The sequence below is a fragment of the Catenibacterium sp. genome (assembly GCF_052354645.1).
In the GTDB taxonomy this organism is placed as follows: Bacteria; Bacillota_I; Bacilli_A; order Erysipelotrichales; family Coprobacillaceae; genus Catenibacterium; species Catenibacterium mitsuoka_A.
The window spans coordinates 1-10856 of the sequence record NZ_DAWDDM010000040.1 but is presented as its reverse complement, the minus strand read 5'-3'; the positions used below and the strand labels follow the sequence as shown (position 1 = coordinate 10856).

10 protein-coding genes are annotated in these 10856 nt (G+C 33.2%); all 10 read left to right on the top strand.

The window, feature by feature from the left end; genetic code table 11:
* The first annotated feature begins 65 nt into the window (after positions 1-65).
* A complete protein-coding gene (locus ACT8VG_RS03160) occupies positions 66-1175 on the top strand; it encodes a CamS family sex pheromone protein (protein ID WP_187012677.1) in 1110 nt (369 codons plus the stop codon).
* A 10-nt stretch (positions 1176-1185) separates the two neighbouring features.
* Positions 1186-1476, top strand: a complete 291-nt coding sequence (gene gatC, locus ACT8VG_RS03155) for an Asp-tRNA(Asn)/Glu-tRNA(Gln) amidotransferase subunit GatC (protein ID WP_006506605.1) — start codon at positions 1186-1188, stop codon at positions 1474-1476.
* A complete protein-coding gene (gene gatA, locus ACT8VG_RS03150) occupies positions 1476-2918 on the top strand; it encodes an Asp-tRNA(Asn)/Glu-tRNA(Gln) amidotransferase subunit GatA (protein ID WP_444195184.1) in 1443 nt (480 codons plus the stop codon). The genes gatC and gatA overlap by 1 nt, the downstream gene beginning before the upstream one ends.
* Positions 2919-2920: 2 nt before the next feature.
* Positions 2921-4354, top strand: coding sequence for an Asp-tRNA(Asn)/Glu-tRNA(Gln) amidotransferase subunit GatB (gene gatB / locus ACT8VG_RS03145; RefSeq protein WP_022424718.1), 1434 nt, complete (start codon positions 2921-2923; stop codon positions 4352-4354).
* Between the two features lie 54 nt (positions 4355-4408).
* On the top strand, positions 4409-5065 hold the full coding sequence (locus tag ACT8VG_RS03140; RefSeq protein WP_444195183.1) for a hypothetical protein: 657 nt from the start codon (positions 4409-4411) through the stop codon (positions 5063-5065).
* 47 nt (positions 5066-5112) lie between these two features.
* On the top strand, positions 5113-6459 hold the full coding sequence (rlmD, locus tag ACT8VG_RS03135; RefSeq protein WP_444195182.1) for a 23S rRNA (uracil(1939)-C(5))-methyltransferase RlmD: 1347 nt from the start codon (positions 5113-5115) through the stop codon (positions 6457-6459).
* A gap of 65 nt (positions 6460-6524) precedes the next feature.
* Entirely contained in the window at positions 6525-7337 is an 813-nt protein-coding gene (locus tag ACT8VG_RS03130; protein ID WP_217106800.1) for a hypothetical protein, read from the top strand.
* A 1-nt stretch (position 7338) separates the two neighbouring features.
* A complete protein-coding gene (locus ACT8VG_RS03125) occupies positions 7339-7581 on the top strand; it encodes a hypothetical protein (protein ID WP_217106799.1) in 243 nt (80 codons plus the stop codon).
* 115 nt (positions 7582-7696) lie between these two features.
* Positions 7697-8275, top strand: coding sequence for an RQC-minor-1 family DNA-binding protein (locus ACT8VG_RS03120; protein WP_217106798.1), 579 nt, complete (start codon positions 7697-7699; stop codon positions 8273-8275).
* 792 nt (positions 8276-9067) lie between these two features.
* Positions 9068-10856 (top strand): VWA domain-containing protein (locus tag ACT8VG_RS03115; protein ID WP_444195181.1); only part of this gene is annotated, 1789 nt, incomplete at its 3' end.

Here is a 10856-nt window from a genome sequence, read left to right as displayed (position 1 = left end):
TGAGAACTTACATTATCTCGATGTGAGTATATTTAATCACATTTTGAGTGGCAGGCTAGCGGACTATGAATAAATTATTAAAAGCTCTTGTTAGTATCATGCTTATTTTTGCGACAGGATGCTCCAGCAAAACTGTAAAAACATCAAACAGTACAAAAGAATCATCTGCAAAGACATTTGATGGTAATTACTACAACATGATCAACAATGGTCGTTCTAAGAATAGTGAGAAGTTCTATTTAAACTTCAGTAATACAAAGGATTTAGTTACTATTGGTTCAGGATTGCAGATTCTTTCAACAAAGCATTTCTCAACAAATGATTATTATTTATCAGAAGGATTACAATTAACACCAACTGATTACAATAATCTATTAAAAAGAGACGCTGCAGGAACTAAAGAAGAAGATAAGAAATATCCTGATACATTACAGATAGAAAGTGGTAAGACATATGAAGGCTTGCAAAGCCCTGTACTTGTGTCTAATATCACTGAACAGGATTATTATAAGAAGAGTGGTTCTAGTTATGCCTTGAAAGGTATAAGTGTTGCTATTATTCTTGATCCTAAGGAACAGATTGATGGAAAGCTTTCTTCTCCTGCAATTACTTTAAGTGATGAAAAGTTAAGAAGCTATGCCCAGCAGTGTGTTAAGAAAGCATACAAATATATCCGTTCAAAGAAGAAAAAACTTGCAGATGTTCCAGTTATGATTGGTATTTATCGTGCGAATAATAATGAAATATCTGAAACAAATGGTAATTATATTTATGAATCTTTCTGTGAAGGTGGCAGTGTCGGTACTTTAAAGAATGTGAATCATGAAAATGTATACTTTACAAGTACTCGTGCAACTAAGTTAGACCCAGCCACTGCATCAGAATTTGCAACTATCAAGTCTAACTTGAAGAAAGCTTCTACCGAAGCTGCCGGTTTAGTTGGGCAGGCCAACTATATCGATGATACGATCCAGACAATGAAAATCACAGCACACTTGAATATCAAGACATATACAGAATTACTATATCTGACTTCAGTGATTGCTGATAACATTAATAGTAAATTCACACAGGACTTTAATATTAAGGTTCTTGTGTATTCACAGGATGAATTGATGGCTGTGATTATTAAACAAAAAGGTGAAGATGCAAAGACATCTATATTAGAACAGTAGGAGGTCAATTATGGACGATACAGATTTAATGTTGAAAAAACTAGGAAGAAAAACCATGTTCAACATCACTGACGAAGAAATGCCAGCATTAAGAGAACAGTATGAAGTATTCATGAGCCATGTACAGGCACTTGATGAAATTGATACTGAAGGTGTAGAACCTCTCGCATTCCCTTATGTGGTTGAAACAACATTCTTAAGAGAGGACGAACCTAATCATGTAATCAGTACAGAAGATGCATTAAAGAACTGCAAGACTGTACAGCGTAATCAGATCAGAGTTCCAAAGGTGGTAGGATAATGGTGACACATACTATTGAAGAATTACATGAACTTTTCAAAAGTGGAGAGTTAGATGTAAAAGAATATTATAAAGAATTATTTGAAGAAGCAAAGAAACAGCAGGAAAGACTGAATGCCTTTGTAACTATTACTGAAGAGGAAGCATATAAGGCTATTGAAGCTCCTATGACTGATGATCTTTTATCACATATTCCATATGTTTTAAAAGATAACTACAACACTAAGGGTATTAAGACAACTGCATCTAGTAAGATGTTAGCTGATTATGTACCAGTATTTAATGCTCATGTTGTTGATTTGTTAAATAAGCATGGTGTTAGTTTAGTAGGTAAGGCTTCTATGGATGAACTTGCTATGGGTGGTACTAATAAATCAGCTTTAACTGGTCCAGTACACAACCCTTGGGATACAAGACGTATTTCTGGTGGTTCATCAGGAGGATCTGCAGCACTTGTTGCAAGTGGTTTGATTCCATTTGCACTTGGTAGTGATACAGGTGACTCAATTAGAAAACCAGCAGGTTTTTGTGGAATTGTAGGTTTTAAACCAACTTGGGGTAGAATCTCTCGTTATGGTGTTATTCCTTATGCATCTTCTTTAGATCATGTTGGCGCATTTACTAGAAATGTACGTGATATGGCGATTGTAACTGAAGCATTAGCTGGTAGAGATAATCGTGATATGACTTCATCAAATAGAGAAGTACCACATTACTTAGATAACTTAACTACTGATATTTCTAACTTAAAGATTGGTGTATTAACAACTGTATCTAATGAAGTAAGAAATGAAGAAGTAAAGAAAATTTTTGAAAATGTTGTTGAAACATTAAAGTCTCTTGGTGCAACAGTAGAAGATGTTGAAATGGATAAGAAACTCATGAAGACATTACTTCCTACATATACTATTATTGCCAACTCAGAAGCAACAAGTAACCATTCATGCTTAGATGGTGTTAAGTATGGTGATAGACAGCAGGGTGATACACCTGATGATGTGATGATCAATTCTCGTACAGATGGTTTTGGTGATCATATTAAGAGAAGATTTATTCTTGGAAACTTAGCTCTTGCAACTGAAAATCAGGAAAAGATGTTCAGAAAAGCACAGAGAGTAAGAAGACTTGTAGTAGATGAATTAAATAAGATCTATGAAAACTATGATATCATCATTGCACCTAATGGCGGAGGTGTTGCACCTTTAATTGATGAAGCAGCTGAAGATTATTTAAGTGATGAATATATTATTCTTGAAAACTGGTTATGTCTTGCCAACTTTGCAGGTACACCATCTATCTCTATCCCTTCTGGATTTGTAGATAATATGCCAGTCGCTGTCAATATTTCAGGACGTATTTTTGAAGAACAGACTGTCTTGAACTGCGCCTATGCATTAGAAGAAGCATTAGGATTCAAGAACCAGTATAAGAGGGAGGACTAAAGATGGATTACGAAAGAGTCATCGGGCTAGAAGTACATTGCGAATTAAAGACTAATTCAAAGATGTTCTCTGCTTCACCAGTTACATTTGGTGAAGATCCAAATACAATGATTAATGAAGTAGACATGGGTATGACAGGTACATTACCATGTTTAAATAAAAGAGGTGTAGAATTTGCGATTCGTGTATGTCATGCATTACATATGGAAATCGATGAATTACTATGCTTTGACCGTAAGAACTACTATTATTCTGACCTTCCAAAAGGTTTCCAGATTACTCAGGATAAAAGACCTATCGGACGTAATGGTTATTTAATGATTGAAGTAGATGGAGAAGAAAAGCGTATCGATATCGAAAGATTACATATGGAAGAAGATACAGCTAAACAGCTTCATTTAACTGATTATTCATTAATTGACTACAACCGTGCGGGTATCCCACTAATTGAAATTGTCACTAAGCCTTGTATCCGTTCAGGTAAAGAAGCAAGTGCTTATCTTGAAGCATTAAGACAGGTATTCTTATATACAGAAGTATCTGATGCAAAGCTTGAAGAAGGCTCTATGCGTTGTGACGTTAACGTATCTATCCGTCCATTTGGTCAGGAAGCATTTGGTACACGTACAGAAATCAAGAACTTAAACTCTATCAGCAACGTTCAGAAGGCTATTGATTATGAAGCAGGCCGTCAGCAGGAAGTCATTGAATCTGGAGGAGAAGTTCTTCAGGAAACTAGAAGATATGATGAAGTAGAAAAAGTGACTACAGTGATGCGTTCTAAAGGGGATGCTGTAGACTATAAGTACTATACTGAACCAAATATCTTACCTATTAGATTAGATCATGCATGGGTAGAACAGATCAAAGATGAATTACCTATGATGGCTGGAGAAAGAGAAAAACATTATGAAGAAGAATATGGTATTCCTAAGGTAGATGCGAAGATTCTTGTTTCTACTAAGTCTATGTCTGATTACTTCAACGAAGTAATCAAATATACTAAGAACTATAAGAATGCTTCTAACTGGTTATTAGGTGATGTTTTAGCTTTCTTAAATAAGAACAACCAGTCTTATGATGATATTGAATTAAATCCAGAATATTTAGCTAAATTGATCAATTTTATTGAAGATGGTACTATTTCTTCTAAACAGGCTAAAAAGGTCTTTGAACCAATGATGACAGAAAATAAAGATCCTGAAAAGATCATTGAAGAAAAGGGTATGAAACAGATTTCTGACCCTAACGCTTTAAAAACTATGGCGAATGAAGTATTAGATGCCAACCCACAGTCTATTGAAGACTATGCGAATGGTAAAGATCGTGCTGTAGGATTCTTAGTAGGACAGGTTATGAAGAAGTCTAGAGGACAGGCTAACCCAGGTATGGTTAACAAGTTACTTGTTGAACTTCTTAAAGAAAGAATTAAATAACTATACTTTACTTTATATCTTTGGTAAAATAGAAGGGTAAAGTAGGTGATTAATGTGTCCAAAGAAAGATTTCATTTTGATGATGAAGAAGACGTAGTTATCCAGACACCTAAGAAGAAGGCTGAAAAGAAGCCTACTCCTAAAGAAATGGGTATAAAACCTTCTAATAAGTCAAAAAAGAAAATTAAAACAAGATATATTGTGCTTGGAATCGTTGCAGTACTTGTACTTGCACTTGGAATCTATTTATATAGTGCTTTAAAGGATGAAGGAGCTATATATGGTGATCGTTGTGAAGGACTTGTAACAGTTCAAAAGAGTGTCTTAGATGATACAGTCAACGAAGCTAAATCTAAACATAGTTCTATTGCATCTATGAATATTGAAACAGCATGTAAGCAGTTCAAGGTGGATATTGAATTTACTAATGGTACATCAGTTAAAACTGCTGAAGAAATTTCAAAAGATGTTGTAAAAATTCTTGATTCTAAAGGTGGTCAATCTGCTTATGAAGGATCTGACTATACAGAATTACTTAATAAGCATAATGGTGTAAAACAGTATGAAGTAAACCTTTATTTAACTGGTGGTAACGATACTGATTTCCCAATGTATGGTACAAAACAGGCAGGTAAGGATGATATTGCCTTTACTCTTGCATCTGTAAAGGATCAAGAAACAACAAATAAAGCGAAAGCAACAGAGCAATAAAATGAAAAGCGATTTTTAATCGCTTTTTTTAAGTGAGGAGGATATGTATGAATAAGAGAGATCAATTTATAGGTGAGTGCATCGATTATACACATGATGGTTTAGGTGTAGTAAAGCATGATAATACAACTATTTTTGTGAAGAATCTATTACTTCATGAAACAGCTAAAATAGAGATTATTAAGGTGCTTAAGAGTTATTGTGTAGGTAGAGTAGTAGAACTACAGACACCTTCTAGTGAACGTATAGAGCCAAAATGTGACTGTTTTAAACAATGTGGTGGTTGTTCATTAATGCATATGTCAGATCAAGAACAACAGTCTTTTAAGACTAATAGAGTGAAAGAAACATTCTTAAAGATTGCCCATCAGGATTTGAGAGTCAATGATTGCTTGATGGATCAAGACCCTTATCATTATCGTAATAAGGTACAGGTTCCTTTTGGAATGCAGGATGGACATATTGTCTCTGGATTCTATAAAGCACGTACAAACGATATCATTAATAACGATTACTGTCTTATTCAGAATGAATTCTCTAATAAGGTCATTAAACGTGTTAAAGAATTATTTGAAAAATATCATATCCAGCCTTATGATAAACTCACTAAAACAGGTAATATCAAGCATGTATTAACTAAGACAAGCTATCATAAGAATGAAGCCATGGTTGTATTTATCTCATATAAGAAGAAAATCCCACATATCCATGAAATCATTGATACTTTAACTCATGAATATCCAGAAATACGTACAATTATTCAAAATATTAATTCCCGTCATGATAATGTGATTCTAGGAGAAGAAGAAAAGGTACTATATGGAGAAGGGTATATTGAAGATACACTTTTAGGAAATACTTATAAGATTTCTATGAAGTCTTTCTATCAGATTAATCCAAGACATGTAGAAGTACTCTATTCTAAGGCCATTGAATATGCGAAATTTAAACCAACTGATGTAGTCATTGATGCGTATTGTGGTATTGGTACTATTTCTTTGACTCTTGCGAAACATGTGAAGAAAGTCTACGGTGTAGAAGTTGTTCCACAGGCGATTGTAGACGCAAAAGAGAATGCTGAAAGAAATCATATTACAAATGCGGAATTTGTATGTGATGATGCAGGTCATTTCATGACTGAATTTGTAGAAAGACATGAAAAGGTGGATTGTGTTATGGTGGATCCACCTAGAAAAGGATGTTCTACTGAATTCCTAGAAAGATTGACTACACTCTCTCCTGAACGTATTGTCTATATTTCATGTAATGTAGCGACTCAGGCAAGAGATTTAACTTATTTGGTAGAGAAGGGGTATAAGCCAATAGACGTGCAGCCAGTAGATATGTTCCCGCATACTCCTCACATCGAAAATATCTTATTGTTGAGTAAATAAAGAGGCGATATTAAATGGAAAATCAATCAATAACAATTAAGAAGTAACATCTTATAATCATTATAGTGGTAAGTATTTTAGTAGGTTCTTTAGGTACAGTTCTTATAACGAAAATCAATAATAATTTTGTTGGAGATGTTGATTTATTTGATGGATTATATATGGATGTGAGTGGTAAAACTAGTGATGGAACTCTTTATTTAAGCAATTCTTATATGAAAAAAGACTATGATTCAACAGATTCTGAGCTATCAAAGTTCTATTCGACTATTACTTATAAAGACAACAAAGAGCATAATCTTTCAAATGGAGATAAGGTAAAGGTCACTGCAAATTTTAATAAGAGAAATGCGCAGAAATTAGGAATCAAAGAGAATAAACCAACAAAAGTTATTACGATCAAAGGTTTAACTGAGAATTATAGAAACCCATCTGATATTGGAAAGAAGAATATTGAAAAACTATTTAAATATGCAAAACGTGATGCGAATAAAGAGATAGTTGGAGAATATGGAATTAAATCGGGATATAGTTTAAAAGGTGCTTATTATCTTGTGGAGGATAAGACAACCAAATCTAATGGTGTTTGGAATGATTTTGTATTTGTTTATAAATTGAACGAGACATATAAAAATGTTGATTATGTATTTATGTTTTATGAAAACATAGATTCAGATTTCTTTAAAGAAAATAGTTCTTTTGGTCCTGATATTTCTACTAAATTTGGTCTCTATGGAGAATACAGAGGAGATTATAATATTGACTATTTAGCAAAGAACAATGGTGATATTGAAAAAAGTTTAATACAATATGTAAACGAAAGATCAAATAATAATAAGTCGTATTCAATCTACAAATTAAAAGAAGGAGAAAAATGATATGAAATTCCCATTTGATGATGATCCACATACTGCCTGCATAGTATGCAATCATGTACTAAATAAAGAAGGAGCTATTACTTATATAACTCATGATGAAGATGGTATGTGGCAGTTCTTATGTGATAAAGAACATTCTATGGATGATGCAAGAATTGTATCTCTAGAAGAAGTCTATGCATTAGATCCTTCTATTAAAGAAGTAGCTGATATGCCTTGTGGTTGTTATATTAATAGAAAGTAAAGTGAAGCCTCCTATGTATGTAGGGGGTTTTATCTCATTTTATAGCTTTATTAGTTTTCTTGAATAGTGTAAGAGATGGTGGTAATATTTTTACATGAAAGCGAGGAGATAACCAATGAGTAGAAGAGTTAATAGAATACCTGTCGTTCTTGATACAGGTAATGTAAAAGAATTATCTCCAAAAGATATCAAGATGATCTTAAGAGCTGCTGATACATGTATTATGAAAGCAGGAAGAAATATGCTTGCTAAGATATTAAAAGGTTCTAAGGATAAGAAGGTACTAGAACTTAAACTAAATGAATGTCCTGCTTATGGCTATTATCATGATATGAAATTAGCTGATATTATGCATTATATTGATTGGATGATTGATGAAGATTATCTTCAAATTAAATATGATGGACGTCTTCCATTGCTGGTATTTTCTGATGAAGGATGGGAGATAGAGAAGGAAACATATGCTCAGGAATTATATCAACAATTCTGCTTGGATGTAAAAGAAAATAAACCGCGTGTCATTCATAAACTGATCAAAGTAAATAGAAAGGTTATTTTACGTATACTTGATATTATTGAGAAAGAAGGCAATAAGGAATTTATTCCTTGTTTAGAAGCTTATAAAAAAATAGAAACAAAGAGAATTGGTAGACGTATTATTGAAGTAGAGAAGACAATTAAAGATAAAGTGTAGGAGTCAAGAAAAAAGTGGCAGGCAAGAAATACAAAATGTATATTGCACTGTCACTTTTTTTGTATCATTGGAAGATCCATAACAAAGTAGTCCAATACGACATGTTAATCATGTCGTTTTTTGTGGTTCTATCCTTAAACACTTACAAATACAGTATTATGTAAACATTATATGTAAGCGTATACACTTACATATTTGTATTATTCCAACAAAACAACCTCATAATTAATTATTACATGTCACAAATACCTAAATATGGTACAGTCTATAGGGTAATTGGCATTGAAAATGTAACCGTTATCGTTTACTAAATTTATAGAAAGTGATAGGCAATTAAAAAGTGTTATTTTGGAAATGGTATATAAGGGAAGGAGGAATAAATTTTTTTAATCGTCTATTTTATGTGATTGTTTGCAAATGATTGTGTTATCAATTGCATAAGTGCACAGTTGAATCATATATTACTATGCTCTCTTATTTCTATAATTATTGATATGATAAAGTGGCAAAAAAGCTTTAAAGGTTAAAAAGGAACATTTCAAATTTAATATGAATGACTAAGATAATGAGATTAAAGATTTTTTCAAAACATATTAATTTATAATGATAAATACTTTAACTAGTGAGATGCGAAACATAAATATAAAACTTATGATATGAATGTTATAGAATAATTTATTTTTGCTAATAACAAACTAACTAGATAGTCAGATATTAAAAAGCGCACTTCATGTGATTGTGTTTATACAATTATAAACGAATAATTAAAAGTTGAAGAAAGGGGAAAGAACTATGAATGTCAAGAAATTCACGAGTTATGCAGTAGCATTGATGATGAGTATTTCATTAGTACCTATAAATGCAAATGCTCTTACTACTCATAACGCTGTGACGAACGGTTATTATAACGATTCTGGTCAGTGGGTTCAAGGTGAATTAGATCAGACCCTGCCAGAAGCTATTCATTCAGTTGATAAAACAGCTGAAGCAAAAGGTAACAACACTTATAAGATGAAATTAAAGGTTGTTACTAAACAGAAGGTTGAAACTTTTACCAGAGCGTCAGCTACAGTTCTTGTAGTGGATACTTCAAATAGTATGAAGGGCAATCGTATTAGAAACTTAAAAGCAGCAGCAAATGCGTTTGTGGAGTCATATGCTGGTGATAATGAAAATGTTGGACGTTATCTTGCAATCGCTGATTTTTCAGACGGTGTTGAAGTAGCGTTGAACTGGACTGATGTCTCTTCTGCTAATGGTAAAAACAATGCATTTAGAGCAATTAATAATCTAAGGGCTGGTGGTGGAACAAACCTAGATGCTGGTATTAAACAAGCTACATCTTTATTCTTAAAAGATGACGTGAAAGAAATTCAAAAAGCCAACAGAAATACAGTAGTATTGAGTGATGGAACGCCTACTTATTATCTTGAAGATTGTGAAGGTGGATTTTTCTCTTTTTTACATACACATGTCAAAATTGATGGCAGAAATTATGATTTAGCTGGTGATGGTGGAAAAGGTAGTAGAAAAACTGCTGAAGCAACATCTGAAAGTGCTAGGCTTTTAAGAAATCAATCTACAGTTTATACAGTATGTTATGGTGCAGCCCAAGATAAAACATATAAAAATGGTCCTACAGTTTCTGAATTCTTAAAAGGCAATATCGCAACAAGTCTTGATACAGCATATGATTCAAGTGAAACTGATAATTTAACTAAAGTATTTAAGGCTATTTCTGTAAAAGTTACAACTGGTATTACTGGTGAAGAATTAGAAGTATTTGATGAAACTGCTCCATTTGTATCAGTAAGTCAATTACCTCCATCTCCATCTGTTACGCAAGATGCAAGTGGCTTTAAGTGGAAACTTGCAAATGCAACGACTACAACAGAAGGTACTCAGACTTATTATACTTATGAGTTAGAATACTATGTTACATTAGATGCTGATGATCCTGAATTTGAAGAAGGAAAAGTTTATCCATTAAATGGTAAAACATATATTGCTATGCCTGATAGAAGTAAAGTTAAATTCCCAATTCCAGGTGCAACAGGAATCAAGTCACGTTACACAGTTACTTATACTGATGGCGTTGATGGTAAAGTATTTAAAGATCAGGTACATCCTAATTTAGTAGTAGGTACAATAACACCTGAATTTTATGGAACACCTACAAGAGCAGATTATACATTCACTGGATGGTCACCTGCAGTTGAAGAAAAGGTTACAAAGAGCATCACTTACAATGCAACTTGGGTTATGAACTGGGTGCCAATAAATGCAGCACCAGTGATTAACGCAACAGATAAGACTCTTACAGTTGGTGATACATTTGATGAAAGAGCTGATGCAACTGCTGAAGACGCTGAAGATGGAGATTTAACTGATGAGATTATCGTTGAAAAGAACGATGTTAACACAAATGTTGCTGGTAAGTACGAAGTAACTTACAAGGTAACAGACAGAAAGGGTGCAACAAGCAGAAAGACTATTATTGTTACAGTAAATCCAAAGATGGAACCTATAAATGCAGCACCAGTGATTAACGCAACAGATAAGACTCTTACAGTTGGTGATA